Genomic DNA, 26,830 nt, shown 5'->3' with positions numbered 1-26,830 from the left:
AACCGAGCAGTATACGCGCCCGGCCGGGGCAGTTAAACCGCGACGGCGGTTGACGGAAAAGCGCCGCCAGGTGTGGCAATATGACGCCTTAAACACGTACCCGCGGTGAAGTAACCCTCACTATGATCGCGATACCGGATGAAGCCCGCCTCGCCAAGCTGACGCCGCTCAATGAACTGAGCGGTGAGCGTCTGAGCCGCCTCAGGGAGAAAGGGGAACTGGCCCGCGTCCATCGCGGCGAGACCCTGCAGGCCCCCAACGAGGACAGGAACCTGGTCTACCTGCTGGAAGGCCAGCTCACGCTTGTCTCTAGAGGGGGAGGGGCCGAGCGCATCAAAGGGGACGACGATGGCGCCTGCCAGCCGTTGTTCGACGGGCGGCCTCGCCAGACCGTGGCCCGTGCCGATCGGGACTGCATCATCCTGCGCCTGCCGCGGCCGCTGTTCGATGTGCTGGCCGACGAGGAGCGCAACGCCGGCTACGACGTCCGCGAGGTCCAGGTGGACGAGAGCGGCATGCGGCTCTTTCAGCGCATCCTGCACCACCTGCACGACGGCTCCCTGGAACTGCCGGTGATGCCGGAGATCACCATGCGTCTGAAGGCGTTGCCCGAGGAAGAGGCGGACCTGGAGGCGCTGAGCGACATCGTGCGGCTGGATCCTTCCGTGGCGGCGCGGGTCATCCAGGCCTCCAACAGCCCCGTCTACCGGCGCAGTGCCGGGTCGGTCAGCAGTCTGCGTGAGGCGGTGGCCATGCTCGGGTTCATCACCGTGAAAAAACTCGCTCTGGCGATGACCCTGTCCGCACCCTTCGAGCGCCAGAGCCCCTCCGCCCGCCGGCTGCTCAAGCGGACCTGGCGCCACAGCGTCTGCGCCTCGGTGACCGCCGCCGTGATCGCCCAGCGCTCGGCGGCCGGTCTCGACCGCGACCGCTGCCTGCTCGCCGGCCTGACCCATTCCATCGGCATCGTGCCCATCGTGATGTTCGCCGAGCGGGCCGGCATCCACGACAGCCAGGGGTTGGCCGAGGTCATCGAAGGCCTGAGCGGCATGGTGGGGCGCGAGGTGTTGGAGGCCTGGGAGTTTGACGAGGCGTTGGCCGAGGTGCCCGAACAGATGGCCGATCCCATGCGGGCACACGACGGCCCGGCCGACCTGGCCGACGCGGTCATCGTCGCGCGGCTCTTCTGCGATGCCAACGCCGGGGACGAAGCGGCCATGAAGACCCTGCACGCCACCCCGGCACTCACCCGGCTGCAATTGCCGGGCGACGGCCCGGAGGCTGACCTGGAGGTGCTCCACGCCGCCCGCATGGAGCTGGAAGCCCTGGAAAAGGCCCTGATGGGCGAAGCCTGAGCCGGCAGTCCGCCCCCACCGTCACTGCGAGGAGCGAAGCGACGCGGCAGTCCACCGCCCTGGATCGCCACGGGCCTCCGGCCCTCGCGATGACGGTGGAATGCCCCCACCACGTCACTGCGAGCCCCCGCAGGGGGCGCGGCAGTCCATGCCGGTGTGTGGATCGCCGCGGCGCTCCAAACCTCGCGGTGACGGTTGACCTGGTGCCGCCCTACGCCTCCTGCTCCAGCAACGGCCACTCCGAGGCGTCGATGGTCTCGCGGTAGGCGTGCCAGGTGGCGTGCCCCAGCAGCGGCATCAGCACCACAAAGGCCAGCCAGGCGGTGACGATGGCCACCGCCACGCAGGCGGCGATCATCAGCGCCCAGACCAGCATGGTCCGCTTGTTCCGCAGCACCGCGTTGACGCTGGTCACCACCGCGGTGATGGCGTCGGTTCGGCGCTCCACCAGCATCGGCAGCGAAAAGGCGCTGGCCGCGAAGACCACCAGACTGAACAGCGCCCCCACCACGCTGCCGATGCCCAGAAAGAGCACTAGATCGGCGAGGGCCGGGTCGGCGGTGTCAGGGAAGAAGATGTACAGGGTATTCGCCGCCCGCGCCCAGACCAGCAGCACTATCACCAGGATCACGGCGAAGAACATCGCACCCCGCAGCGACTGCACGGCACTGCGCAGGCTGCGCCGCAGGGACGGGGGGCGCCCCCGCTCGAGCTGCAGGCTGATGGCGTACACGGTGAGCGCCAACAACGGTGCCACGAACACGAACCCGGAGACCAGACCGAGGTAGAGCCCGATGTTGCCGTACACCCAGGTGGCTGCGGTGACCAGGTAGCTCAGCACCACCGTCATCACCCCGAAGAGCAGGCTCTGGCGGGGTGCCGCCCGCAGATCCGCCCAGCCGCGCTGCATCCAGCGCAAGGGGGCGTCGGCCGCGACGTCGTGGCACGGCGCCAGCATGGGCAGCTCCTCCGGCGGCCGCGGCGGTGAGGGTGTGTCGGTCATGGCCATTCCCCTGTAATCGGCGCTGAGCGTCAATGACACCTATAGCAGTGCCGGAAAGCTTGATCCAGGGCAAATGTCCATCATCGGCTCCGAGCGGGGCCGCAGGGGGAAGGCGGATGCCGCCCGGTCGTGCCGGGCGGCACGCACTCAGGCCTCGGTGACGGGGATGCCCTTGATCCGGGCCTGCCACTCGCGGGGGCCGGCTTCGTGCACCGATTCGCCACGGCTGTCCACCGCCACCGTCACCGGCATGTCCTCCACCTCAAATTCGTGGATGGCCTCCATGCCCAGGTCCTCGAAGGCCACCACCCGGGCCTTGCGGATGGCCTTGGAGACCAGGTAGGCGGCACCGCCCACGGCGATCAGGTAGACCGCGCCGTGCTTACGGATGGCCGCCACCGCCTCGGGGCCGCGCTCGGCCTTGCCGATCATGCCCATCAGGCCGGTCTCGGCCAGCATCTGATCGGTGAACTTGTCCATCCGGGTGGCGGTGGTGGGGCCGGCCGGGCCCACGGGCTCGTCGCGCACCGGGTCCACCGGGCCCACGTAGTAGATGAACTTGCCCTTCAGGTCCACCGGCAGCTCTTCTCCCCGGCTCAGCATGTCGGTCATGCGCTTGTGGGCGGCATCGCGGCCGGTGAGGATGGTGCCGGAGACCAGCAGGGTGTCACCCGGCTTCCAGCTTCGCGCCTCCTCGGTGGTCACCTCGTCGAGGTTGACCCGCTTGACGTCGCCGCCGCCCTCGCGGGCCACCTGCGGCCAATCCTCCAGCTTGGGCGCCGGCAGGTCCGCCACCCCGGAGCCGTCCAGCACGAAGTGGGCGTGGCGGGTGGCCGCGCAGTTGGGGATCATCGCCACGGGCTTGTTGGCCGCGTGGGTGGGGTAGTCGCGGATCTTGATATCCAGCACCGTGGTCAGCCCGCCCAGGCCCTGGGCGCCGATGCCCAGCTCGTTGACCTTGTCGAACAGCTCCAGACGCAGTTCCTCGGCGGTGTTCCGTGGGCCGCGGGCCTTCAGCTCGTGGATGTCGATGGACTCCATGCAGGCCTCCTTGGCCATCAGCATCGCCTTGTCCGCGGTACCGCCGATGCCGATGCCCAGGATGCCCGGCGGGCACCAGCCGGCGCCCATCTTCGGCACCTGTTCCAGTACCCAGTCGACGATGGAGTCGGAGGGGTTGAGCATGGCGAACTTGGTCTTGGCCTCGGAGCCGCCCCCCTTGGCCGCCACCTGCACGTCCACGGTGTCCCCCGGTACCAGGCTCATGTGGATCACCGCCGGGGTGTTGTCGCCGGTGTTCTTCCGCTCGCCGGCCGGGTCGGCCAGGATGGAGGCGCGCAGCTTGTTGTCGGGCAGGTTGTAGGCCCGGCGCACGCCCTCGTTGACCATGTCCTCCACACTCATCTCGGCGTCCCACTGGACGTTCATGCCGATCTTGAGGATCACCGTGACGATGCCGGTATCCTGGCAGATGGGCCGGCGGCCCTCGGCGCACATGCGCGAGTTGATCAGGATCTGCGCCAGGGCATCCTTGGCGGCCGGCGATTCCTCCCGCTCCCAGGCCTCGTGGGCGGCGTCGATGAAGTCCTTGGGGTGGTAGTAGGAGATATACTGCAGCGCATCGGCGATGCTCTGGATGAAGTCATCCTGGCGGATGGTAGCCATGGGCGTCCTCCGGGGCGTGTCTTTATAGTCGTCTGTGCGTCGGGTGTTCGCGCGGCAGGTTATACCACAGCCGGCGGGTTTTGTCCGTGGCAACATGGTGTTGGCGGGCCTTGGGCTGTCATCGCGCGGCTCTTGAAGAACTGGACTGTGCAGCCAAGGGGCGGGCCACCCCCGCCGTCACTGCGAGCGCGGTCCCATCCCCACCGTCACTGCGAGCGCGGTCCCATCCCCACCGTCACTGCGAGCCCCGAAGGGGCGTGGCAGTCCATGCCGGCGTCTGGATCGCCGCGTCGCTGCGCTCCTCGCGATGACGGGGTGGTAGTGGCCCCCACCGTTACTGCGAGGAGCGAAGCGACGTGGCAGTCTACCGCCCTGGATCGCCACGGGCCTTCGGCCCTCGCGACGACGGGGGAAAGCCTTCGGCCCTCTTGAAGAACTTGACTGAGCCGGAAGCGGCAGGTCGCCCCCACCGTCACTGCGAGGAGGCGAAGCCGACGTGGCAGTCTACCGCCCTGGATCGCCACGGGCCTTCGGCCCTCGCGACGACGGGGGAAAGCCTTCGGCCCTCTTGAAGAACTTGACTGAGCCGGAAGCGGCAGGTCGCCCCCACCGTCACTGCGAGGAGGCGAAGCCGACGTGGCAGTCTACCGCCCTGGGTCACCACGGGGCCTGCGGCCCTCGCAATGACGGTGGGGGACGGGTCGGCTTTCGCAGCGACGCGGCGATCCACGCCCCGGTCTGGTATTTTCGAGGCAATCCTGAAGCAACGGACTATGACCCCAATGCAGACCAATCCCCGGCACCACTTCCCGATGCTGCTGGCCTTCCTGTTCCTGGTGCTGGTGGTCTCCTCCCTGGGTGGGGCGGTGACCGCCACCGGCCTGGACGATTGGTATCGCGACCTGGCCAAGCCACCGTTCAACCCCCCGGACTGGCTCTTCGGTCCGGTCTGGACGGCGCTCTACCTGGCCATTGCCATCGCCGGCTGGCGTCTGTGGCGGGTGCTGGGCTGGGTGCAGGGGCGGGGCGTGCTGGCGCTCTGGGGGCTGCAGCTGGTGATGAACCTGTGCTGGTCGGTGATCTTCTTCGGCCTGCAGGCGCCGGGAGCGGCGCTGGTCTGGATCGGTCTGCTCTTTCTGGTGTTGCTGGCCTGCATCCGGCAATTCGCACCGGTGGATCGCTGGGCCGCCATCCTGTTCGTGCCTTACGCGCTGTGGGTGGCCTTCGCCGCAGTGCTCAATGGCGCCATCTGGTGGTTGAACTGAAATGCAAGCCTCCAACCCCCGTCATCGCGAGCGCAGCGACGCGGCGATCCACCCGCCGGCCTGGACTGCCGCGCCCCTTCGGGGCTCGCAGTGACGGTGGGGGTCACCACCCCGTCATCGCGAGCCCCCCTCCCGCTGCGCGGGCCCGAATCAACGAGGAACGGGGCACTCCCGGTCATCGCGAGCCCCCCTCCCGCTGCGCGGGCCCGAATCAACGAGGAACGGGGCACTCCCGGTCATCGCGAGCCCCCCTCCCCGCTGCGCGGGCCCGAATCAGGGAAGAACAGCGGAGCTGCCATGGCGAGCGCCGCGGGTTTTTGGTCGTCATCGCGAGGGGGCGCCCCACCCGTCATCGCGAGGGCCGAAGGCCCGCGGCGATCCAGGGCGGTAGACTGCCACGTCGGCTTCGCCTCCTCGCAGTGACGGTGGGGGTGGGTCCGCGCTCGCAGTGAGGGTAGGGGGCGCCCGCAGCGTCTGGCCATGTTCATCAAGAGGGCCGCAGGCCCGTGGCGATCCAGGGCGGTAGACTGCCGCGTCGGCTTCGCCTCCTCGCAGTGACGGTGGGGGTGGGGCCGCGCTCGCAGTGACGGTGGGGGCGCCACCCCCGTCATCGCGAGGAGCGCAGCGACGTGGCGATCCACCCGCCGGCCTGGATTGCCACGCCTGGTTGTCCCGTCGCAGCGCGACTCGCATAATGTCCCGCTTTCCCTTCGCAGCGGATGCACACGCCATGTGGTTCAAGAACCTCACCCTCTACAAGCTCCAATCCCCCCTGCGCGAGACGGCCGAGGGCCTGCAGGAGGCGCTGGCCGCCTTTGCCTGGGAGCCCGCCGCCCGGTTCGAGATGCAGCGGGTGGGGTGGGTGCCGCCCATGGGCCGGCCGGATGCGCCGTTGACCCACTCCGTCGGCAATTTCCACCTGCTCTGCCTGCACGAGGAGAGCAAACTCCTGCCCGCCTCGGTCATCCGCGACGCCCTGGACGAGAAGGTCGGCGAGATCGAGCACAAGGAGAGCCGTAAGGTGCGCCGGCGCGAGAAGGACCAGCTCAAGGAGGAGGTGATCCTCGACCTGCTGCCCCGTGCCTTCAGCCGCCACCGCCGCACCTGGGGCTACATTGACGCCCGCGACGGCTGGCTGGTGGTGGACACCGCCAGCGCCCGTGCCGCCGAGGACTTCGTCGAGCACCTGCGCGAGGCCCTGGGCACCCTGCCGGTGGCCCTGCCGGAGACGAAGGAAAGCCCGCAGGCGGTGATGACCCGCTGGCTGGCCGAGGACGATATCCCCGGTGACGTCGAGCTGGGCGAGGAGGCGGTGCTGGAGGACCCCCGCGCCGAGGGCTGCGAGGTGCGGGTCAAGCGCCAGGACCTGGTGGCCGAGGAGATGCGCGCCCACATCCAGGCGGGCAAGCGGGTGCGCACCCTGGCCCTGACCTGGGGCGAGCGCCTCTCCTGCGTGCTGGACGCCGGCCTGGTGGTCAAGCGCCTGAAGTTTCTGGACATGGTGCAGGAGCAGGCCGCCGAGGAGGAGGCCGAGACCCCGGAAGAGCGCCTGGACGTGGACTTCTCCCTGATGAGCCTCGAGCTGCAGCGGTTCTACCCGCGGCTGATGGAACTGTTCGGTGGTGAACGGCAGGGGCCGGCGGAAGAGGACCGCCCCTCGTCTCCGGACGAAGAGGCCACCCTGGCCAGCGAGGACGGCATCACCGGTAGCGCCACGCCTCGCGCCTAGCTCTGCAGCCGCCTGGATCGCCGCGTCGCTGCGCTCCTCGCGATGACGGGGGTGGTGGGCCCCACCGTCACGGCGGGGAGGGACACCCCCACCGTCACTGCGAGGAGGCGAAGCCGACGCGGCAGTCTACCCCTCTGGATCGCCACGGGCCTTCGGCCCTCGCGATGACGGGGGTGCCCCGTTCCTCGCTGATTCGCGCCCCCGCAGGGGCGCGGCAGTCCATGTCGGGGTGCCTGTGACGGCAATCCCGGGCCGGTCAGAGCAACGGCACCAGCTCCGGCCACACCAACTCCAGCATCTTCGGCTGGGCCTTGGCGTTGGGGTGGATGCGGTCGTCCTGCATCAGGGCATCATCGGTGGCGATACCTTCCAGCAGGAAGGGGACCAGCGGCACGTCGTAGTCCTCGGCCAGTTCATGGAACAGGGCCTCGAAGCGTTGGTTATAGGCCGGCCCGTAATTGGGCGGCAGCCGTATACCCACGAGCAGAACCTCTGCCCCCGCCGACTGTCCCATCTCGATAATGGCCGACAGGTTGCGCCGTGTCTCCGCCGGGGGCAGGGCGCGCAGGCCGTCGTTGCCGCCCAGTTGCACCACCAGCACTTCGGGGCTGTGCGCCTCCAGCAGGGGGGCGAGCCGGTTGAGGGCCTGGCGGGTCGTATCGCCGCTGGTGGCAGCATTGATAACCTGATGCGGGTGGCCCTCGGCTGTCAGTCGGTCCTGCAGCAGCGTCACCCAGCCCTCACGCTCGCGCTCCAGGCCGTAGGCGGCGCTCAGGCTGTCGCCGAGCACCGCGATGCGCGGGGCTTCCTCCGCCGGCGAGGCGGTGGCCGTGCCCAGTAACAGGACAATCAGCAGGAGACGCAGCAGCATGACGGAAACCTCCATTCTGGCCAGCGACACGGCCGACCCCGGGGCCGGCAGCGCGAGCGCCGGCACGCCGGTTTTGCGCACCGAGGGCCTGAGCATGCGCTTTTCCGGCCCGGACGGTGAGATCCGGCTGTTCGACGGGGTCGATCTTAGCATTCCCCGGGGGCGCTCCGTGGCCATCCTGGGCGCCTCCGGTTCAGGCAAGTCCACCCTCCTTGGACTGCTCGCGGGGCTGGATGTGCCCACCGCCGGTCGGGTCTGGCTGGCGGGCAATGAACTCACCGCGCTGGACGAGGACCAACGGGCCCGGGTGCGCGGTGAACACCTGGGCTTCGTCTTCCAGGCTTTTCACCTCCTGGGCGGGCTCAACGCCCTGGAGAACGTCATGCTGCCGCTGGAACTCGCCGGTGGCGTCCGGGCCGGGGCGCGGGCCGAGGAGGCCCTGCGGCGGGTGGGCCTGGGCGGGCGGCTGCACCACTACCCCCGCCAGCTCTCCGGCGGCGAGCAGCAGCGGGTGGCCATCGCCCGTGCCCTGGTGACCGGGCCCAGCGTGCTGATGGGCGACGAGCCCACCGGCAACCTGGACCGCCGCACCGGCGAGCAGGTGGCCGATCTGCTCTTCCGGCTGAACGAGGAGCAGGGCACCACCCTGGTGCTGGTCACCCACGACCCGGCGGTGGGCGGGCGCTGTGACCGGATGCTTAACCTGGCCGACGGCCGGCTGGAGGCCGGATGAAACCCTGGCGCCAGGCCCTGCGCCTGCTCTGGCGCGACGCCCGTGCCGGCGAGCTGCGCCTGCTGCTGGCGGCGGTGATCATCGCCGTGGCGGCCGTCTCCGGGGTGGCCTGGCTGGCCGACCGGGTGGCCCAGGCCACCGACGCCCGGGCCGCGGAACTGCTGGGCGGCGACCGGGTGGTGCGCAGCAACGAGCCCATCCCGCTGGAGTGGGTGGAGCAGGCCCGCGAACACGGGTTGCGGGTGGTGCGCAGCGCCGAGTTCCCCAGCGTGGTCCTGGCCGACGACCACACCCAACTGGTCTCCCTGAAGGCGGTGGAGTCGGGTTACCCGCTGCGCGGCAGCCTGCAACTGCGGGACCGGCCCGATGGCCCGCAGAGCGCAGTGCGGCAGCCGCCGGCGCCTGGCACTGCCTGGGTCGCGCCACGCCTGCTGCCGCTCCTGGAAATGAGCCTGGGCGATACCCTGGAAGTGGGCGCCCGGGCGTTCCGGGCAGAGCGGCTGATCGCCCTGGAGCCGGATCGTGGCGGTGGCTTCTTCAACCTGGCTCCGCGGGTGCTGATCCACTGGGAGGACCTGGAAGCGACCGGCCTTGTCCAGGAGGGCAGCCGCATCCGCTACCGGCTCATGCTGGCGGGCGCACCGGCGGATCTCTCCCGCTACGAGGCGTGGCTCACCGATCACGCCCCGGGGGCGGAAATCCAGGCCCCGGGAGAGGGCGACCCGGCCCTGAGCTCGGTCATGGAGCAGGCCCAGCGCTTCCTCGGGCTGGCCGCGCTGCTCACCGTGGTGGTGGCGGGGGTGGCCATCCTGCTCACCGTGCGCCACTACGCCGGCCGGCAGATCGACCGTATTGCCATCATGCGCTGTCTGGGGGCCACCCAGCGCCAGGTCACCGCCATCCTCGCTTGGAAGCTGCTCTGGCTGGGGCTGCTGGCGGGGCTGGTGGGTACCGTGTTGGGTTACGGCCTGCACCTGGGCATGGTGGAACTGCTCGCCGACTACCTGCCCGACGATCTCGCCGGCCCCGGGCCGCTGCCTGCGGTGACCGGCATCCTGGTGGCGTTGGCCTCGCTGCTCGGCTTCGCCCTGCCCAGCCTGCTGCGCCTGCGGGATGTCCCACCCCTGCGGGTGCTGCGCCGGGACGCCGGCGCCGGGGTGCTGCGCGGCTGGCTGCCCTATCCGGTGGCGCTGGTGGTCATCTTCGCACTCATGTGGTGGCAGGGCGGCGACCTGCGCCTGGCCGTCTCGGTCTTTGCGGCGGTGATGGCCGGGCTGGGCGCCCTCGGGTTGATCGCCGCCGCGGTGGTCTACGGCCTGCGCCGGACCCGCCGGGCCCGTATCACCACCCTCTCCGGGCTGGTGCGCCGGCCGGCCACTGCCACCCTGCAGATCGTCGCCGTGGGGCTGGGGCTGACCGCGTTGCTCCTGCTGTCAGTGGTGCGCGAGGACCTGCTCGCCACCTGGGAGCGGGGTGTCGACCCCCAGGCCCCCAATTACTTCCTGATCAACGTCCAGCCCGACGAGGTGGACAGCCTGCAGGCCTTCCTGCAGGAGGAGGCCGGCGTGCGGCCTGAACTCTACCCGATGATCCGGGGGCGCCTGGTGGGCATAAACGGTGAGGCGGTCAACCCGGAGACGTACGCCGAGCCGCGCACCCGGCGGCTGGTCTCGCGGGAGTTCAATCTCTCGCACACCGATGCGATGCCCGACGACAACCGGGTCGTCCGCGGCCGCTGGTTCGATGAGCGCGACAGCGACCGGCCCGAGTGGTCGGTGGAGGAGGACATCGCCCGGCGCATTGGGGTCGACGTGGGCGACACGCTCACCTACCGCATCAGCGGCCGCGAGGTGAGCGGGGAGGTCACCAGCCTTCGCCGGGTGCAATGGGACAGCTTCAATGTGAACTTCTTCGTCATCGGCAACCCGGGGCTGTTGGCGGGTGCCCCCACCACCTACATCACCAGCTTCCACCTGCCGCAGGGCGAGGCGCGGGTCATCGCCGACCTGGTCCGCCAGTTCCCCAGCGTCACCCCGGTGGACCTGGGGGTGATCCTGGAGGCGGCCCGCGATATCATCCGCCAGGGCTCGCGGGTGGTGGAGCTGATGGCCACCCTGACCTTGGTGGCCGGCGTGCTGGTGCTGCTGGCGGCGCTGCAGATCACGGGCGACCAGCGCCGGTTCGAGACCGCGCTGATGCGCTCGCTGGGGGCCAGCCGGGCGCATATCCGGCGCATGGCGCGGGGTGAGTTCCTGTTGCTGGGGGCGCTGAGCGGGGGGCTGGCCGGGCTGGCCGCCGGGGTGGCCGGCTGGGGCGCGGCCGGGCCGTTGTTCGACCTGGACTACCGGTTCAACCCCTGGCTGCCGATGCTGGGAGCGGCGGGGGGCGCGGTGCTGGTCTGGGTCGCCGGGGCACTGGCCACGCGGGCGCACTACCGGCAGTCGCCGATGGCGCTGTTGCGCGATCCGGATGACTAGCGTGACAGCGTGCGGTGGAGTAGGAAGCCCCGGCCACCGAGGGTGGTGGCCGGGGAAAGGCCGGCGGGACGGACGTCAGTCGTCGATGCGGGTGCCGATCCACAGGCCGAAGCCGGCCTCGGGCTCACCCTCCGGGGAAGGGCCGGCATACCGCCGGAGCAGCACGACGGTGTCGCCATCCGCTGAGGCGTAGCCCTCAATCACGGTGTCTCCCGCGTCCACCACGATCCGGCCATTGGTGCCCACCGGGCTGATATCAAAGGCGATGTCGGCCTCCTCCTCCTGGCGCCACTGCAGCGCACCGCCCTGCACCTCTGCTGCTCGCTCGCTCAGCTCGACGAGGGTCAGGGTGCCGCCGTTGCCATTGGAGGCGATTTCTATCGTCCCCCGGTACCGGGCCACCAGGACGTTACCGCCCTCGTTGAACTCCGCATCCACTCCCTGCCAGGCGTAACGGCCCGTGGGTATCGGGTCGTCGCTCGGGCTGCCTAAGGGGACGCCCAGGAACAGGCCCGGGCTGGCCTCGTCCTCGTCGCCGACCAGGGTGACCATGGAGAACAGACCGCCATCTTCCGACACGGTGGCGTCCAGGCCGTCCTGCGGGTCATCGCCCTCGAAGGCCAGGCGCAGCGGCCCGCTACCGGTGTCGTGCAGGGTGATGTCGAACTCGGAACCCAGGGCGTCTTCCTCCATCCGCCCCTCGAACAGCTCCACCTCCCATTCGTCCAGCCGGGCATCGCCGCCTATCTCGCCGTTGATCCGGTCACCGAAGGCAAAGGTGCCAATGCGGCCCAGCAGCAGTGGCTGCTCGTCGTTTTCCGGGAGTTCCACCTGAAGCCCGACGATTCCGTAGGTCACGTTCTCCGCGGCGGACAGCGCGCGGCCGTCGCCCCGGGCCAGGACGTTGACCTGCATTTCTGCCCGGGTGGCGGTGCGGTTGTCCGCGTCCACCACACAGTTGCCCTGGGTGTCGAAGGTGAAGATGCGCTCGGTGCGCACCAGGCTGCCGGCAAACAGACTGGTGTCCTCACCGAGCACGCCGGCCGGATTGAATGTCAGCGCCTGCGGACCCCACACGAAGATCAACCCGCCGTTGTCATCATCACAATGGACCTCGGCGGGTGCCGAGACAAAGAGCCGGGGGTCGGTGTCGCCCAATTGCGCGATCCCGGGCAGTGCCTCGTTCAGTCCACTGTCCACCGCGATTTCGGTGTGGACAAACTCACCACGGCGTGAGCCGAAAACGAACAGGTCATCGATTATGGTCACGTCCCCGTCGCGGGGGTCCTCCGCGGAGGGGCTCAGATCCAGGGTCAACAACCCGGTCCCGGCGGCCAACTCCTCCTGGGGGGCGTCGTTCCAGGCGCCGACGTACAGGTTGAAGTCCAACAGGTGCCACGCCCCGGCGATCATGTCGATGTCGCGGGCATCCTTTGCCTCCGAGAAGTCCTGATCCACCTCTTCGATCACGGTCTCCGCCCAACTTTCCGGTGTGGCCCCGAAATCAGTGGCGTTATCCCGTACCTGGCCAGTGAGGTTGAGCAGGGTGCCGGTATCCAGGCGGCTGAGGCGCACCCGCTGCTCCGCCAGGCGGCGCAGCACGTACTCCGAGACCGGGCTGATCTCCACCTCTGCGCCGGTGGTTGCGGCCCGGAGGTACTGATCGCTTTCCGGGACCTGGAAACGCAGGGCCATATTGGCCCCCAGTGCCACATCATCCGGCAGGGCGATGGAGTAGTTGCCGGTTTCACTGATGGAGGCTTCGGCGAGCACCACCACCTCACCAGCGTCACCCTCCGTTCTCACCGGTTCGCCATTGTCGTTCAGTTCGATGAGCTGGACGGTGCCGCCTGCCACCGGGACCAAGCCATTGGTCTGGGCCGCCACCAGCCTGTCGTCATCGATCCGTGCGGTGGCGCCGACGGTGGCCCAGTCGGCACCGATCAGCGCCTCGCCGGAAATCTCGTCAATGTCCGCGTCGCCGTTCTCATCCTCACCCGGTACGCCGTTGTCGATCTCCCCGTTCTCCGGGGCCCCGTTGTCCGTGTCCGTTCCATTGCTGCTACTGCTGCTGCTGAAGCAACCGGCCAGGGCCAGGCTCAGCAACAGGGTGAGCGCGATCAGTAATAGCCGTTTCATGGTCTCTCCCCTCGATTCAACCACGGATGGTCCACGGCACACCCGCTGTTGCCGTGTCCCGGGCTTATAGCGGGCCCGGCGACCCGGCGGCATCACCCAAATGGGTGAAACCCGGGTGTGACCGGAATGGGGAAGCGATTCAGTGGCGAGGTACCAGGGAGAAACCCGGCAGGCCGAGCGCGCAGCGGTAGGCGGGGCCGGTGAGCACCGCCCGGACGAGATCGGCCTGCCGGGAGACGCGCATCTTGCGAAAGACCGACTTGAGCTGGGTGCGCACGGTGTGGTCGGTTACGCCCAACAGCTCCGCCACCTGGCCTGGCGAGGCGCCGGTCACCAGCTCGGCCGCCACCCGGGCCTCGGCCTCGGTCAATCCATGGAGCTCCGCCAGCAACCCCTGGTCCACCTGACGGGTCTGTGCCGGGTCATGCAGAAAGAGTGCGGCGTGAGCGGGGTAGGGGCAGAGGTGAAAGGGGCGTGCTTCCGGGGGTAACGGTGCCACCAGCAGGTTCAGCGGCTGCTTGCCCTGGGCATCCAGCCGGAGCAGGCCACCGGCGGCGGACCAGGTATGGCCCAGGGCGGCACGGATGGCCTGCCGGATCAGGTGGGAAAGGTGTGGCCCCTGGCAGGGCACGGTCAGGGTCAACCGGGCCTGGTGGAGCTGCAGGCGTGGATCGTTGTCGATCAGGGCCTCGGCGGTGGGTTCCAGGTGCACCACCCGCCCCTGCTCATTGAACAGCACAAAGGGCAGCGGTGCCAGCCGGGCCGCGGCCGAGACCGATCGGTGCAGTCCTTCGCAGGCGACGATCTGGCGCTGTATCAGCACCGCCCGTTGCAGGTGCGGGATCAGATCGTTGAGTAGGCGCATGTCCTGTGCCAGATAGGGGCCCTGGCGCCGGGTGCGCTGCACCAGCAGTTGCAGGGTCTGGTCGCCGTCCCGATAAAAGGTGCCGCAGGCGCCATGGTGAATGTCCTGTGGGCCGGCCCAGTCGTTGAAAAACTCGGTGCGATAATAATCGGGCTGAGGGCAACTGAAGTCGGTGTAGGTGGAGTAGAGGCGGCCGGGGGGTTTCTGGCGCAATTCGGGGCGCCAGGGGCAGGCATTGACGTAATAATCGACGTAGCGCTGGTGATAGCCGGGGTCAATCTGCCACTGGATACTGCTGGTCACCTGGTCGGCGTCCGCGTTCAGGATCAGCATGCGTGCCGAGCGCGAATCGCTGGCCCGTACCACCGCCTGCAAGAACTCATCCCAGCCCAGGGACGAGGCGGCGGCGGTGTAGAGGGTCTCGACCAGGTCATCCAGCGTGGACAGGCACCGCCCCTTCACCTTAACCCATTGCGAACTCAACGCCCCACTCCCCCTCCGGCTCCGGAATGCGCCGCAATGCCGGTTCGCCACTGCCATTTTCGCGACGCTGGTCTAGTCTTCCCACAAACAGAGTAGCGCTGTACGGATTTTCCGGCACCCTTGGAGAGGGCTTGGCTGTGAAGCAGTTCACTAATATGGGTGAGACCCTGTGCGCAGACGGCGCGGTGATGCGCCATGGCTGGGTCGACGGCCCCGACCCGACGGTACTGGCGGTGCACGGCTGGTCCTGCCGGTCGGACTATTGGGCGGATCAGTTGGACGCCCTGGCAGGCCGTCACCGGGTAGTGTTGCCGGACCTGCCCGGGCACGGGTGTTCCGACAGGCCCGTGGAGCCGCGCTCACCGGCGCGCTACGCCGAGGACCTGGAGACCCTGGTGCTGGAGAGGGACCTGCAGGGCGTTGTGGTGATGGGGCACTCCATGGGCGGTGCGGTGGCCCTGGAACTGGCTGCCCGGCGACCCGACCGGGTCGCCGGCGTGCTGCTGGTGGACACCTTCGTGATCGACTATGGCGGGTTGGATGCCGCCACCCGGCAGGCCATCTACGCGCCCTTCGCGGCGGACTTTCCCGCCGCGATCCAGGGGCTGCTGGAGCAGACCAGCACCGCCGGGACGCCGGCGAGCCTGAAGGCACGCCTGAGCCGGGAGATGAGCGCGGTGGATGTGGCCGCCGTGCTCCCGGCCTGGCAGGCACTGCTGGCCTGGGATCCGGCGCCGGTGCTGGAGCGGGTGGAATGCCCGGTGCACGCCATTAACGGTGACCTGATCCCGGAGAGCGCCCGCGCGCGCTGGGCCGGTCGGATTGAGGAGCAGCGCCTGGCAGGGTGCGGGCATTTCCTGCAGATGGAGGACCCCGCGCGCTTCAACCCGGCGATGTCCCGGGTGCTGGATCACCTCAGCGGGGTGGGCTAATCCTGCACCGCCGGATGGTCCGGTTGATGCAGGCGCAGCATCCGGCGCACTTCGCCGGCCTTGTCCTGCTCCCCCAGGGATTCCAGCGCATTGATCTGCAGCGCCATGGCATCGCCCAACGTCTCGGAACGGGGGTAGTGCTCACCCACGTAGCGGGCGCGGTCCAGCGCCTCGTCTGCCGCCCCATCCTCCAGCCGGGTCCGGGCCAGGTCCAGCTCGTGGCGGGCGATGGCCTCGCGCAGTGCGCTCATCGCCTCCAGGGCCAGACCGGCGTGGCGGTCCTCCGCATCCAGGTCCACCACGGCCCGGTAATCGGCAAAGGCGCGGCGGGCCAGCCGCTGATCCGGCTCACCCCGTGCCAGGCTGTCCTCCCACTGTTGCTCCGCGGCCATGGCCGCGACATACAGCGCGTAGGGCAGACTGGGGTGGTCCGGGTGGGTCTCCGCCATGCGGGAGGCCTGCTCCCGGGCGGCGTCCAACTCGCCGGCGCGGTAATGCAGCCAGGCCAGTTCCGCCCGGGCCTGGCCGGCGTGGCGGCTGGTGGCGTGGCGTTCGATCAGCGCCTCGAAGCGCTCGCGCGCGGCCGCCCGGTCGTCCTCGTCCAGTGCCGCCACCCCCGCACGGTACTGCTCCGCCGCGGTACCGGCGCGGCGGTCGTCCGGCCCTGAAGTGGTGGCACAGCCGGAAAGCACCAGTAACAGGAGAACCAGTACCGGGGAGGTACGCCACAGCATCGTGAAACACTCCGAGAGTCGCCCAGGATGAACGCCGCCTATTACAGCATGTTCATGGCCCCGATGCGACGCGTGTCAGGTCCCTTCAAGGCCTGCCGGTCATCCGGTATGCTGCGGACTCATTCACCGAGGTGATCATGGCGGCCGAATCAGGATACAGAGGGCTGGGTATTGCCGGGGTCGAGCGGTTGGGCGCCTTTGCCGGCGGCCTGCTGACCGGGCGTGGCGGGCACTGGCTGCGCTGGCTGCTGGCGGTGCTGCTGGTGATTCTGCTGGCGCAGGGGGGTGCCCGCCTGACCTGGTGGCTGCTCGGTTACGGCCCGGCCCAGGAGGTGCCTGCCGCGGCGTGGTCCGGGCCGGAGGAGCCTGCCGCGCCTGGCGGCGATGAGGCCGATGCCGGCGAGACGCGCCTGGCGGCGGTGGCCCGCCTGCACCTGTTGGGGCAGGCCGAGGACGACGACGAGCTGGACGCCGTCCTGGCCACCGAGGAACTCCCGGAGACCCGGCTCAACCTGGAGCTGAAAGGGGTGCTGGCCCGTGGCGGCCAGGGCCAGGGCGCGGCGCTGATCGCCAGCCGGGGCCGCACTGAGGTCTTCCGGGTATCGGACGAGGTGCCGGGTGGCGCCACCCTGGTCCAGGTCCACACCGACCGGGTGGTGCTGCGCCGTGACGGCCGCCACGAGCTGCTGCGCCTGCCCCGGAAAGTGGCCGAACTGCTCGCGAGCGCCGACTTCGATGTGCCCGGGACCCAGGCCGGGCGTGGGTCGGATGCCGCCCGGGTGCTCCCGGCGGCCGCGCGGGGCGATGTGGACCGCGAGGCCCTGTCCGACCTGCGCGGTGAACTCACGCGCAACCCGGAACGGCTGTGGGATATCGTCAACGTCCGGCCGGTGATGGAGGGCGGACGACTGCAGGGCTACCGGCTGCAGCCCGTCCAGCACCAGGCGCTGTTCCGTCAGGCCGGACTGCGGGATGATGACGTGGTGACGGCGGTCAACGGCGTGGGTCTGGATAACCCGGCGCGGATGGGGGAACTCATGGGCAGCCTGGCGACCGCCGACCGGATAACCCTGGATGTCCGCCGGGACGGGCGGATGGAAACCGTGATAGTGGAGCTGCAATGATTCAGCTGATAGCGGGGGCGCGGCGCTGGCTCGGCTGCGGGGCCGGCGTGCTGCTGGTGGGGCTGCTGCTCTGCGGGCCGGTACTGGCCGAAGAGGACGAGGGGATCACCCTCAACTTCCAGGATGCGGACCTGCGCGAGGTGGTGGCACTGGTCTCCCAGGAGACCGGGGTCAACTTCATCGTCGACCCGCGGGTGCGGGGCGATGTCACCATCGTCTCGCAGACCCCGGTGGACGCTGACGGCCTCTATCAGGTCTTCCTCTCGGCGCTCAAGATCCACGGCTTTGCCGCCGTGCCCACCCCCGAGGCGGTGCGCATCATCCCCCGTGCCCAGGCCCGCCAGGACCGTATCCCCAGTGATGGTGATACCACCCGAAGCCTGGGGGACCAGGCGGTCACCCGGGTCATCCGGGTGGACCACGTCAACGCCGCGGAGCTGGTGCCGGTGCTGCGCCCGCTGGTGCCCCAGGACGGCCACCTGGCCGCCTACAGCCCGGCCAACAGTCTCATCATCTCCGACACCGCCGCCAACGTGGACCGGCTCGAGGTGTTGATCGGCCGGGTGGACCGGGACACCGAGGGCGAGATCGAGGTTATCCAGCTCGAGCACGCCGCCGCCAGCGAAGTGGTGCGCATGGTACGCGAGCTGGAGGACGAGGAGCGCGAGGGGCGCCGCCTGCGGGTGGTGGCCGATGAGCGGGCCAACAGTGTGATGATCGCCGGCGACCGCCAGCGCCGCCTGCTGGTGCGCGCCCTGATCGGCCAGATTGACAGTGAGGTGGCCGCCGAGGGCACGGCACAGGTGGTCTATCTTCGCTTTGCCGATGCCGAGGAGCTGGTGCCGGTACTGGAGGGCATCGGCACCAGCCTGTTGGAGAGTCGGGGGGGCAACGACGCCGGTGGCCAGGGGCTGGACATCCGCGCCCATTCCAGCACCAACGCCCTGGTCATGAACGGGCCGGCGGACGTGCTGCGCTCGCTGCGCTCGGTGCTGAACCGGCTCGATATCCGTCGCGCCCAGGTGCTGGTGGAGGCGGTGATCGCCGAGGTCTCCCAGGACCGGGTGGAAGAGCTGGGGGTGCAATGGGGGGTGCTGTCCGAGGACCGCGGCGTCGGGCTGATCAACTTCGGAGGGGCCGCCGGCGCCGGTGGCGGTATCGCCGACGTCATCCGGGCTGCCGGGGCCATTTCCGACGGCAGCACCGCCGACCTGCCGCAGGTCGGCGACGGCGCCGCCATCGGCGTCGGCGACCTGCGGGGCTCGACCCAGGTGGCGGCGCTGATCCGCGCCCTGTCCGGTGACAGCGCCAGCAACATCCTCTCCACCCCCTCGCTGATGACCATGGACAACGAGGAGGCCGAGATCGTCGTCGGCCAGAATGTCCCCTTCATCACCGGCCGGGCCATTGAGGACTCCGGCCAGGCCTTCAGCAGCATCCAGCGTCAGGACGTGGGCGTGCAACTGCGCATCCGGCCGCAGATCAACGAGGGCGACACCCTGAAGCTGGAGATCGAACAGGAGGTCTCCAGCGTCAGCGGCGGCATTCAGGGGGCGGCGGACCTGGTCACCGACTTGCGCAGCGTGCGGACCAGCGTGATGGTGGAGAACGGGCAGATGGTGGTCCTGGGCGGGCTGATCGACGACCAGCTACGCACCCGCAGCCAAGCGGTACCGCTGTTGGGCAACCTGCCGGGTCTGGGGCGGTTGTTCCGCTACGACCGCAGCCAGGTTGAGAAGCGCAATCTGATGGTCTTCCTGCGCCCGGTGATCATCCGCGATACCGCCGCGCAGGAGCGCGCGACCGCCGAGCCCTACAACCGCATGCGCGCCATGCAGCAGCGCTTTCGCGACGAGGGCGTGCCGCTGATGCCCGATGATGCCGCGCCGGTGCTGGCCGAATCGGAGCAGTTCATGTCGTTGCCGCCCGCCTACGACGACCGGCCGGAAAGCACCGGCCCCACCGGCCGTTCGCGGGGCGCCCTGCCGCCCCCCTCGCGCCAGGGTTTTCTGGACTGAACCGGCGGTGGGCCGGCGGCCGTACCGGCTCACCGCGCTCCGTCAAAAAAAACGGCCGGCGCCCTGAGACGCCGGCCGAGCCCTGGGTGGCACCGCGGCAACGTCAGAACTCGTTGTTGCAGCCCTGCACGCAGATGCCGATCAGCGTGCCCACACTCACGTCCTCCGCCGGAATGGCGTCATCGTCGCCGTTCACCGTGGCGTCGGCACTCAGGGTGATGAGGCCGAGCAGGTTGATCTCGGCACTGAGACTCGCCGCCTCCTCCTCCTGGGTGCCGTCGCGGACGCCCAGGGCGAGTACCAGCAGCTTGCCGTGGGCGTAGCCGGTGAGGTAGTTGTCACGATCGGGCCCGAAGCCATCGCCCAGGTCGATCTCGATCAGTTGCGGCTTGTCGCCTTCATTGTCACCAATGGTATAGGGCAGTCCCGCGAGTGAGTCGGAGTCGCTGTCGATGTCCAGGGCACCGCCGCCGAAGGGCGCGATCCATTGCTCCTCCTCCAGGGTCAGCGTCACCTCGCCCTCGGAGAAGCTCAGTGCCGTGCCCTCCAGGAAGGGCGCCAGTTCGAACTCGGCCACGCCCTGCAGCGAGTCACCGTCCTCCTCCGTGCCCAGGAACCAGGAGGGGCCGAACAGGGCGTAAGTCCGCCCGTCCAGCGAGACCAGGTTCTCGTCGCGCCGCACGCCCAGCAGCACCTGGTGGGCGCCCTGGCCCTCACCCAGCCCGTTCTCCTCGTCCGCCCGGACCTGTTCCGGGGTGGGTTCGGAATGGATCAGCACGAAGAAGTCGCCATCGGCGGAGACGAAACCGTGGCTGTCCCCGGCCTGCAAGCGGCCATCTGCGCTCAGGGTCAACGGAACGTCGCTGAAGCCATCGCCGGGTGCCCCCTGGGTGAAGCCCTGGGTGATCGGCGGAGGCGGCGGGTCGTCCTGAATGGCCTGCACGGCGGCGGTCAGCGTCTGCCAGCCGTCCGCGTTCAGGAGCAGATCTCCGTTGCCGTCGTTGCCGATGATCGCCGGCACACTGAGGCTGCTGTGGCGGACCCACTGGGGCTCAGCCTCGTCGTTCAGCTCCATGGTGAGCGCCACCAGGCCCCACGTGCCGTGCAGCTCCTCGGCGGCCATGGCGTCCGCCTGGCGGGCGGTGAGGCCGGCGAGCAGCCAGCGGTTGTGCTGGAGCAGATCCTGCGCCTCGGCATCCGCCACCGCATGCCCCAGCGCCGCGGTGGGCAGGCCGCGGTCGGGGCCGGCGAAACGGCTCAGCTCGAGCTCGTCGGGCAACTCGTCGATGCCCTCCGGGATCTGCGCCGTGAACGCCTCCTCCGTCATGGTGGTGTTCAGGAACAGGGTGGGGTCACAGGCGGTGGCCGCGGTCACTGACAGGTCGTAGGTACCGTCCGCGTGGGTCACCTCACCACGGGTCTCCACCTGGCAGGGATCGACAACGGCAATCTCGTCCTGGCCGTCGACCCGCAGGGCCACCAGCGTGGCGGGGGCGATCTGCAGGGGCCGCAGCGAGCCGTCGTCCGGAGTCGCGCCCACCCCCCAGCCGGGGAACAGCCCGTGGTAGGCCAGGCCGCAGTCCACGTTGAGGGTCACATCGCCGGTGATCTCGCCGGAGACGGCCTGCTGACGCTCGATGAAGCAGAATTGCCGCGGTTCGTTGGGCTGCTGCGTCACCTCGACCCCATAGCTGTCGCCGGACGCCAGCTCGGCGGAGAATGCATAGCTGCCATCCGCCTCAATGGTCAGCGCCTCCTCGGCCTGGTCGTTCAGTATCAGCGGTGTCCCGGGATCAATGGCCAAGTCCAACCCGCGGACGTTCACACTGACGGAAAAGCCGTTATCCTCCTCATCCGATGGGTCACCGGATGAGCTGGAGCTGCTGCACCCGGCCAGGGCCAGCCCCAGAATGACGAAAGTCAGCAATGAAAAAAACGGTAACGAAGGACGTGAATGGGGATGAAATGATGCGGCCCAATACGAACGTATTAGTTTCATCTTGGTACCCCTGGCTCAATAGCCGCGTGATGGGAAATGTCCGCGCGAACATTAAACAATGTCGCAATTCCAATTGTAATTGAACCACGACCGGTTGCAGCGGACATGCAGCGAGTTGTCGCAGGGCCGGCTTCACCGGCCCACCCCCGTGGGTTATGCTGCCGACCATGAGCGCGGTGGACGAACAACTGGATGCCTTGCAGGGCGGTGAGGGGCCGCCGCCCACGGTCTCGGAGCACCGTCCGGTCTCCTTCAACTGGGCCCGGCGCCACGGTGCCGTGCCGCTGGATTGGAGCGACGCGGCGGCCCGCATCGCCTGCCGCGCCGACGTCAGCCCCCAGGCCCTGGTGGAACTGCGCCGCCAGCTCGGGCGGCCGCTGGCCCTGGAGGAGGTGGATGACGAGACCTTCAACCAGTACCTGCAGGCGTGCTACGAGCGCAGCGCCGGTGAAGCGGCCGAGATGATGGCCGGCCTCGGCGACGACCTGGACCTGCACAGCGTCGCCGAGCAACTGGCCGAGCCCGAGGACCTGATGGAGAGCGAGGATGATGCGCCCATCATCCGCCTCATCAACGCGCTGCTCACCGAGGCCATCAAGGAGGACGCCTCCGACATCCACATCGAGACCTTCGAGCACCGCATGACGGTGCGCTTCCGGGTGGACGGCGTGCTGCGCGAGGTGTTGCAGCCGCCGGTGGGCCTGGCCCCGCTGCTCACCTCCCGCATCAAGGTCATGGCCGAGCTCGACATCGCGGAAAAGCGCCTGCCCCAGGACGGCCGCATCTCCCTACGGGTGGCCGGCCGCGCCGTGGACGTGCGGGTCTCCACGCTGCCGGCCGGGCAGGGCGAGCGCGTGGTGTTGCGCTTGCTGGACAAGCGGGCCGGCCGGCTGGATCTGACCCACCTGGGCATGGAGCCGAAGACCCTGCGGTGCATGGCCGATCTGGTCAACAAGCCGCACGGCATCCTGCTGGTCACCGGCCCCACCGGGTCGGGCAAGACCACCACCCTCTACGCCGCGATCAGCCGGATCAACGACCGGCAGCGCAACATCATGACGGTGGAGGACCCCATCGAGTACTACCTGGACGGGGTCAGCCAGACACAGGTGAACACCAAGGTGGACATGACCTTCGCCCGCGGCCTGCGCGCCATCCTGCGCCAGGACCCGGACGTGGTCATGATCGGCGAGATCCGCGACCTGGAGACCGCACAGATCGCCGTCCAGGCCAGCCTCACCGGCCACCTGGTGCTCTCCACCCTCCACACCAACACCGCCATCGGTGCGGTCACCCGTCTGCGCGACATGGGCGTGGAACCCTACCTGCTCTCCTCCAGTATGCTGGGCATGATGGCCCAGCGCCTGGTGCGGCTGCTCTGCCCGGAGTGCCGCCAGCCCTACACCGCCGATGCCACGGAATGCGAACTGCTGGGCCTGGACCCGCAACACCCACCCACCCTGCACGCCCCGGTCGGCTGCGACGCCTGCCATCAGACCGGCTACCAGGGGCGCACCGGCATCTACGAGATCATCGCCCTGGACGAAACCCTGCGCACCATGATCCACGACGGCGCCGGCGAGCAGCAGATGGAGCACCACGCCCGCACCCTCACCCCCAGCATCCGGGCCGACGGCGTCCGACGGGTGCTGTCCGGCGAGACCTCTGTCGAGGAGGTCCTGCGGGTCACCCGCGAGGAATAGCCGGGCCTGTTAACAGCCCTTTCAGGCACTTCCTGCCCACATTGGTCCCTGCCGATGTTCCCTCACTTGACAGTCGGGAATCGGTGGGCGATACGTTGAATAATTAGTCAGAATCCCTTGGATGCGCCAAGGTTCCACTGGCTGCGTAAAAAAAACTGACAGAACTGTTGTTTGGGTGTTATTCACGCTAGTGCAATCTTCAGGGGCTGCGCTATTATCCAGAAACAGGCTATTGCGGATACCGACATAATGGGGTGTAGTTGTTTCGTGTGGCGGCCACATTCGGTTCATACGGTGCGCATATACAGGCGATGTGGTTCCGGGTGGTGAGGATGTACTGGGGCGGTTCCGAGTTGGGCCCGGAGACAGGCGTTGGCGCCAATGCCGGTGGTCACGGGGCCGTAGCAAAAGACCGTGGTGTAGGAGAAGACCGATGAAAAGACTGATGACCTGGTTGTCTGCGGGCGCGCTCGTCCTGCCGGGAATAGTGACAGCCCAAAGTGCCTTTCTCACCGTTCCTAGTGGGCTGTACGAGGGCGATACCGTAGTGGTGCAGGGCGGTAACTTTCAGCCGGAGGCCGAATTGCACCTGGACCTGATCCGGGAGGGTGGTGGTCACACCATTGAATCGATCCGGGCCGATGAGGACGGTGCGTTGCGCTTCGAGCTGGAGGGGATGGCGCCGGGCGAATACCGGCTCCGGGCCTATTCCCCGTCGGGCGCCCCGCTGGCCGAGACAAGGGTGATTGTTAGTGAGTAAGCGCAAACAAGGGTGGTTGGGCCTCCTGGTCGGGCTCATGGTCCTGCCGGGTATGGCCCTGGCGGCGGACGATAAGCCTGATGACGCGGCCGTGCTCTTCGTCTCCAACCAGGAAGGGGCACAGAGCATCTACTCGGCCAGTCTTAATGATGGCGCGATTGTCCGGTTGACCGATCCGGCCCACTCCGACATGGACCCGCGCTGGTCGCCTGACCGCCAGCGGATTGCCTTTGTCTCCCGGCGGGACGGCAACGGCGATATCTACCTGATGGACGCAGACGGCAGCAACCAGCAACGTCTCACCCACAGCGAGCGCATGGACTTCATGCCCCAGTGGCACCCCTCCGGCGATTATCTCGCCTTCACCTCCAGCCGGGTCAGTCCGCGCGGGGTCTTCCTACTGGACCTGGCCACCGGGGAGGCGCGGTTGCTCAGCGAGGCGGTGCGTTCTCCGGAGGCCCTGCGTTGGTCGCCGGATGGGGGGCAGTTGGCTGTCATCGCGCGGCCCGGGGGCGAGGGTGGCAATGCCATCATGGTGATCGATCTTGAGGACGACGGGCACAGTATCCTGGTGCCCAATGACCGGCATGCCGGGAATGTGCAGTCCCTCGCCTGGCACCCCAGCGGCGATTACCTGGCCTATACCGCCTCCACCGATAACCGCCGCGAGGTGCAACTTTACGTGTTGCACGTTCAGGAGGGCCACTCGGAGCAGGTCGCGTCCGCCCCGGGCAACGTACGGGGTTTCCCGGTTTGGTCCACCGACGGGGACTGGCTCGTCTATGCCTCCACGGCGACCCCCGCTCCGGAGGAGACCAAGACCAATATCTACGCCTCCCGCTTCCCCGATGACGGCCGACCGGTAACGGTCGCCACCCTTGACGGACAGCTGGCTCAGCCGGTCTGGCTGCCAAATGATGGGGGGGAGGTTGTCTTCGTGTCGCAAAAGGGCGGTGCAGCGGAATTGTTTCGCGGTCGGGTCGATGGTGCGGAGCCGTCGCTGGTGTTTGCGCAGCCCGCATACATGCATTCGCCCCGCACAGGGCAGTGACTAACTTGGGGCGGGGCGGGGCCCTGAACGGGGCCGCTCCACCGGTTTGCTGAGGAGGATGGAAATGAAACCGTTAATCAAGAATCGGGTTGGCCGGGTTGGCCTGGGTGCGAGCGTGGGCGCCCTGCTGCTGGCAGCTAGCACAGCGAGTCACGGTGCAGGTATCGTGGTCTTGCCCCAGGATATCGAAGAGAACGGCACGCACAATGGGCTGCTGTTCGATAATGGGGTCATGCGGGTGAGCGAGGAGGTCTCCACCTTCCCCATCATCTGGGTCGCCAATGCCGGTGAGGCCTCGGTGTCCAAGATTGACACCAACACCGGGGTGGAACTGGCGCGCTACTGGACCTTCTTCCCCGAGCAGGCCAGCAGCTCCCCGTGGGGTGGCCCCGCGCCCTCCCGTACCGCGGTGGACAGCCGCGGGAATGTCTATGTCGCCAACCGCCACTTTGACGGACGGCCGCCCGCCGTGCTCAAGATCCTGAATGAAGAGGCGGTGGACCACGCGGGCGACGGCCAGGTGAACACCTCGCGCAACGAGGATGGCGAGGGGATGATCGACCCGGACACCGAGATGATGCCCCTGGAGGACACCAACAACACCGGCCGGGTGGATCCGGAGGACCTGCAGGACGACCGGATCGCCTGGCACGTCACCGTGGGCAATGACAACGACTTGGGGCGCTCGCTGTGCATCGACAACGACGGTCAGATCTGGCTGGGCATGTACAGGGGGCAGGCCTACTACCAGCTGGACAGCGACACCGGTCAGGTGCTGCAGGGGCCAATCGACACGGAAGGCCATACCCCCTATGGCTGTCTGGTGGATGGGGACGGGATGCTCTGGAGTGCTGCCCTCGGCAGTGACCTGGGCCAGCTGAATACCAACACCGGGGAGTGGGTGGCCAGACACAGTCATTCAGGGTTCGGGTCCAATTACGGGATTGCCGTTTCCGACGACTACGTCTTCTTGGGCGTTAACCCCTTCATTCGCTTCAATAAGGCAACGGAGGAGTTCGATGACCCCAGTGACGACAACATGAGCGTGCTGGGGATCGCCTACGGTCCCGACGGCAATGTCGTGGTGGGCGACTCCTCTGCCGGGGGCGTGGCCAAATACACCCCCGATGGCGATCTGATCTGGGAGTCCCCGGCGCAGGAGGACACCGGGCATGTGCGTGGCGTGGTGCTGGACGCCAACGGCGATGTCTGGGCCATTCACGTCAATCATGACCGCCTGTCCAAGTACCGCGGCGAGGATGGCGAGCCCCTCGGGGTCTTCCTCTCCGGTGCCGGGCCCTACACCTATAGCGATGCGACGGGCCTGGGTACCCGGGGCCTCGGGCGTCGCACGGGCATCGGCCGGATCATTGTCGATGGCCACGTGCGAGAGGTGCTCGGCGCGGCCGGCGGCGGCACGGTGGCCGCGGCTCAGGTGGGTGGAACCCAGGAGGAGGACATTCCGGAGTACGTCTGGGCCGATAGCTGCGTCAGCATCACCGAGTCCCCCGAGAACGCGGAGAGTACCTACCGCATCCGTGCCGCAGACTCTCTCGAGGCCCTGGAAGCCGCCCCTTTCCAGGTCTTCACGCCCGGAGAGCCGCTGCCGGATGGCGTCGAGGGCCGCTATGTGCAGATCGAGGTGGAGATGCGGGCCAACGATGACGACGAGTCTGAGGTCTTCCAGGGGCTCGCGGTGACCACCGACGAGAGTGACTGCAACACGGTCCTTGCCCAGGCCTTGGACGGCGTGGTGGACGACCCCGACGACGAGGAGCATGAACGGACCCGCCGGGGCTCCGCCTGCAGCGTGACCGGTACCGGTGCGGCGGGTCCCGCCGACCCGACCCTGCCGCTGCTGGCCGTCCTGGCCCTGCTCGGCGCCCTGGTCGGCCGTCGCCGTCGCGCAGATTGAAGTCACGCT

At 68.5% G+C, this 26,830-nt stretch carries 19 protein-coding genes; 12 read left to right on the top strand and 7 right to left on the bottom strand.

From position 1 onward, the window contains the following. The first annotated feature begins 122 nt into the window (after positions 1-122). Positions 123-1,355, top strand: a complete 1,233-nt coding sequence (locus MLG_RS12205) for an HDOD domain-containing protein (RefSeq protein ID WP_011630147.1) — start codon at positions 123-125, stop codon at positions 1,353-1,355. A 211-nt stretch (positions 1,356-1,566) separates the two neighbouring features. Here the strand turns inward: MLG_RS12205 and MLG_RS12200 are convergent, their stop codons facing one another. Then, positions 1,567-2,358, bottom strand: a complete 792-nt coding sequence (locus tag MLG_RS12200) for a DUF2189 domain-containing protein (protein ID WP_011630146.1) — start codon at positions 2,356-2,358, stop codon at positions 1,567-1,569. 147 nt (positions 2,359-2,505) lie between these two features. Beyond that, entirely contained in the window at positions 2,506-4,023 is a 1,518-nt protein-coding gene (locus MLG_RS12195; RefSeq protein ID WP_011630145.1) for a fumarate hydratase, read from the bottom strand. Positions 4,024-4,805: 782 nt separating this feature from the next. On the opposite strand from MLG_RS12195, the gene MLG_RS12190 reads away from it, so the two are divergent. Together MLG_RS12190 and MLG_RS12185 are read left to right on the top strand one after the other, a co-directional pair. Then, the gene (locus MLG_RS12190; protein ID WP_041718063.1) at positions 4,806-5,288 is read left to right on the top strand and encodes a TspO/MBR family protein; all 483 of its coding nucleotides are present in this window, start codon (positions 4,806-4,808) and stop codon (positions 5,286-5,288) included. 730 nt (positions 5,289-6,018) lie between these two features. Next, the gene (locus tag MLG_RS12185; RefSeq protein ID WP_011630143.1) at positions 6,019-7,017 is read left to right on the top strand and encodes a recombination-associated protein RdgC; all 999 of its coding nucleotides are present in this window, start codon (positions 6,019-6,021) and stop codon (positions 7,015-7,017) included. Between the two features lie 256 nt (positions 7,018-7,273). On the opposite strand, the gene MLG_RS12175 is transcribed toward MLG_RS12185, so the two are convergent. After that, positions 7,274-7,888 carry an arylesterase gene (locus tag MLG_RS12175; RefSeq protein WP_011630142.1) on the bottom strand — a complete coding sequence of 205 codons (615 nt, stop codon included), beginning with the start codon at positions 7,886-7,888 and terminating at the stop codon, positions 7,274-7,276. Positions 7,889-7,982: 94 nt separating this feature from the next. On the opposite strand from MLG_RS12175, the gene MLG_RS12170 reads away from it, so the two are divergent. Beyond that, complete coding sequence (locus tag MLG_RS12170; protein ID WP_049753683.1) at positions 7,983-8,621, top strand: ABC transporter ATP-binding protein; 639 nt, start codon at positions 7,983-7,985, stop codon at positions 8,619-8,621. Beyond that, complete coding sequence (locus MLG_RS12165) at positions 8,618-11,098, top strand: ABC transporter permease (RefSeq protein ID WP_011630140.1); 2,481 nt, start codon at positions 8,618-8,620, stop codon at positions 11,096-11,098. The genes MLG_RS12170 and MLG_RS12165 overlap by 4 nt, the downstream gene beginning before the upstream one ends. A 75-nt stretch (positions 11,099-11,173) precedes the next feature. Here MLG_RS12165 and MLG_RS12160 read toward each other — a convergent pair whose 3' ends face one another. Continuing rightward, positions 11,174-13,237, bottom strand: a complete 2,064-nt coding sequence (locus MLG_RS12160; RefSeq protein ID WP_011630139.1) for a hypothetical protein — start codon at positions 13,235-13,237, stop codon at positions 11,174-11,176. 139 nt (positions 13,238-13,376) lie between these two features. Further along, complete coding sequence (locus MLG_RS12155; protein ID WP_011630138.1) at positions 13,377-14,585, bottom strand: helix-turn-helix transcriptional regulator; 1,209 nt, start codon at positions 14,583-14,585, stop codon at positions 13,377-13,379. Positions 14,586-14,740: 155 nt separating this feature from the next. On the opposite strand from MLG_RS12155, the gene MLG_RS12150 reads away from it, so the two are divergent. Next, the gene (locus MLG_RS12150; RefSeq protein ID WP_041718061.1) at positions 14,741-15,517 is read left to right on the top strand and encodes an alpha/beta fold hydrolase; all 777 of its coding nucleotides are present in this window, start codon (positions 14,741-14,743) and stop codon (positions 15,515-15,517) included. Here the strand turns inward: MLG_RS12150 and MLG_RS12145 are convergent. Next, the gene (locus MLG_RS12145) at positions 15,514-16,251 is read right to left on the bottom strand and encodes an outer membrane protein assembly factor BamD (RefSeq protein WP_011630136.1); all 738 of its coding nucleotides are present in this window, start codon (positions 16,249-16,251) and stop codon (positions 15,514-15,516) included. The genes MLG_RS12150 and MLG_RS12145 overlap by 4 nt on opposite strands. A gap of 137 nt (positions 16,252-16,388) precedes the next feature. Here MLG_RS12145 and gspC point away from each other — a divergent pair, with 137 nt between their 5' ends. After that, positions 16,389-17,375: a type II secretion system protein GspC gene (gene gspC / locus MLG_RS12140; protein WP_011630135.1), complete on the top strand. Its 987-nt coding sequence runs from the start codon at positions 16,389-16,391 to the stop codon at positions 17,373-17,375. Beyond that, positions 17,372-19,393, top strand: coding sequence for a type II secretion system secretin GspD (gene gspD / locus MLG_RS12135; RefSeq protein WP_011630134.1), 2,022 nt, complete (start codon positions 17,372-17,374; stop codon positions 19,391-19,393). Before gspC ends, gspD begins: the two co-directional genes overlap by 4 nt. 103 nt (positions 19,394-19,496) lie before the next feature. On the opposite strand, the gene MLG_RS12130 is transcribed toward gspD, so the two are convergent. Further along, positions 19,497-21,320, bottom strand: coding sequence for a hypothetical protein (locus tag MLG_RS12130; RefSeq protein WP_041718060.1), 1,824 nt, complete (start codon positions 21,318-21,320; stop codon positions 19,497-19,499). A gap of 239 nt (positions 21,321-21,559) precedes the next feature. Between MLG_RS12130 and gspE the strand changes: the two genes are divergently transcribed. From gspE to MLG_RS12110, 4 genes are all read left to right on the top strand, one after another. After that, entirely contained in the window at positions 21,560-23,095 is a 1,536-nt protein-coding gene (gspE, locus tag MLG_RS12125) for a type II secretion system ATPase GspE (RefSeq protein ID WP_041718639.1), read from the top strand. Between the two features lie 433 nt (positions 23,096-23,528). After that, positions 23,529-23,855, top strand: coding sequence for a peptidase associated/transthyretin-like domain-containing protein (locus MLG_RS12120; protein ID WP_011630131.1), 327 nt, complete (start codon positions 23,529-23,531; stop codon positions 23,853-23,855). Continuing rightward, complete coding sequence (locus tag MLG_RS14930) at positions 23,848-24,906, top strand: TolB family protein (RefSeq protein ID WP_011630130.1); 1,059 nt, start codon at positions 23,848-23,850, stop codon at positions 24,904-24,906. The genes MLG_RS12120 and MLG_RS14930 overlap by 8 nt, the downstream gene beginning before the upstream one ends. A gap of 64 nt (positions 24,907-24,970) precedes the next feature. After that, the gene (locus tag MLG_RS12110) at positions 24,971-26,821 is read left to right on the top strand and encodes a Vgb family protein (RefSeq protein ID WP_011630129.1); all 1,851 of its coding nucleotides are present in this window, start codon (positions 24,971-24,973) and stop codon (positions 26,819-26,821) included. Positions 26,822-26,830 lie beyond the last annotated feature (9 nt).

Origin of the sequence: Alkalilimnicola ehrlichii MLHE-1 (assembly GCF_000014785.1) — a bacterium.
Taxonomy (GTDB): Bacteria; Pseudomonadota; Gammaproteobacteria; order Nitrococcales; family Halorhodospiraceae; genus Alkalilimnicola; species Alkalilimnicola ehrlichii.
The sequence above is the reverse complement of the archived record's forward strand: the minus strand, read 5'-3'. Positions and strand labels throughout refer to the sequence as shown.

Coding starts and splice junctions, on each gene's coding strand:
- MLG_RS12205 (WP_011630147.1), top strand. CDS start 123: ATGATCGCGATACCGGATGAAGCCCGCCTCGCCAAGCTGACGCCGCTC.
- MLG_RS12200 (WP_011630146.1), bottom strand. CDS start 2,358: ATGACCGACACACCCTCACCGCCGCGGCCGCCGGAGGAGCTGCCCATG.
- MLG_RS12195 (WP_011630145.1), bottom strand. CDS start 4,023: ATGGCTACCATCCGCCAGGATGACTTCATCCAGAGCATCGCCGATGCG.
- MLG_RS12190 (WP_041718063.1), top strand. CDS start 4,806: ATGCAGACCAATCCCCGGCACCACTTCCCGATGCTGCTGGCCTTCCTG.
- MLG_RS12185 (WP_011630143.1), top strand. CDS start 6,019: ATGTGGTTCAAGAACCTCACCCTCTACAAGCTCCAATCCCCCCTGCGC.
- MLG_RS12175 (WP_011630142.1), bottom strand. CDS start 7,888: ATGCTGCTGCGTCTCCTGCTGATTGTCCTGTTACTGGGCACGGCCACC.
- MLG_RS12170 (WP_049753683.1), top strand. CDS start 7,983: ATGCGCTTTTCCGGCCCGGACGGTGAGATCCGGCTGTTCGACGGGGTC.
- MLG_RS12165 (WP_011630140.1), top strand. CDS start 8,618: ATGAAACCCTGGCGCCAGGCCCTGCGCCTGCTCTGGCGCGACGCCCGT.
- MLG_RS12160 (WP_011630139.1), bottom strand. CDS start 13,237: ATGAAACGGCTATTACTGATCGCGCTCACCCTGTTGCTGAGCCTGGCC.
- MLG_RS12150 (WP_041718061.1), top strand. CDS start 14,741: ATGGGTGAGACCCTGTGCGCAGACGGCGCGGTGATGCGCCATGGCTGG.
- MLG_RS12145 (WP_011630136.1), bottom strand. CDS start 16,251: ATGCTGTGGCGTACCTCCCCGGTACTGGTTCTCCTGTTACTGGTGCTT.
- gspC (WP_011630135.1), top strand. CDS start 16,389: ATGGCGGCCGAATCAGGATACAGAGGGCTGGGTATTGCCGGGGTCGAG.
- gspD (WP_011630134.1), top strand. CDS start 17,372: ATGATTCAGCTGATAGCGGGGGCGCGGCGCTGGCTCGGCTGCGGGGCC.
- gspE (WP_041718639.1), top strand. CDS start 21,560: ATGAGCGCGGTGGACGAACAACTGGATGCCTTGCAGGGCGGTGAGGGG.
- MLG_RS12120 (WP_011630131.1), top strand. CDS start 23,529: ATGAAAAGACTGATGACCTGGTTGTCTGCGGGCGCGCTCGTCCTGCCG.
- MLG_RS12110 (WP_011630129.1), top strand. CDS start 24,971: ATGAAACCGTTAATCAAGAATCGGGTTGGCCGGGTTGGCCTGGGTGCG.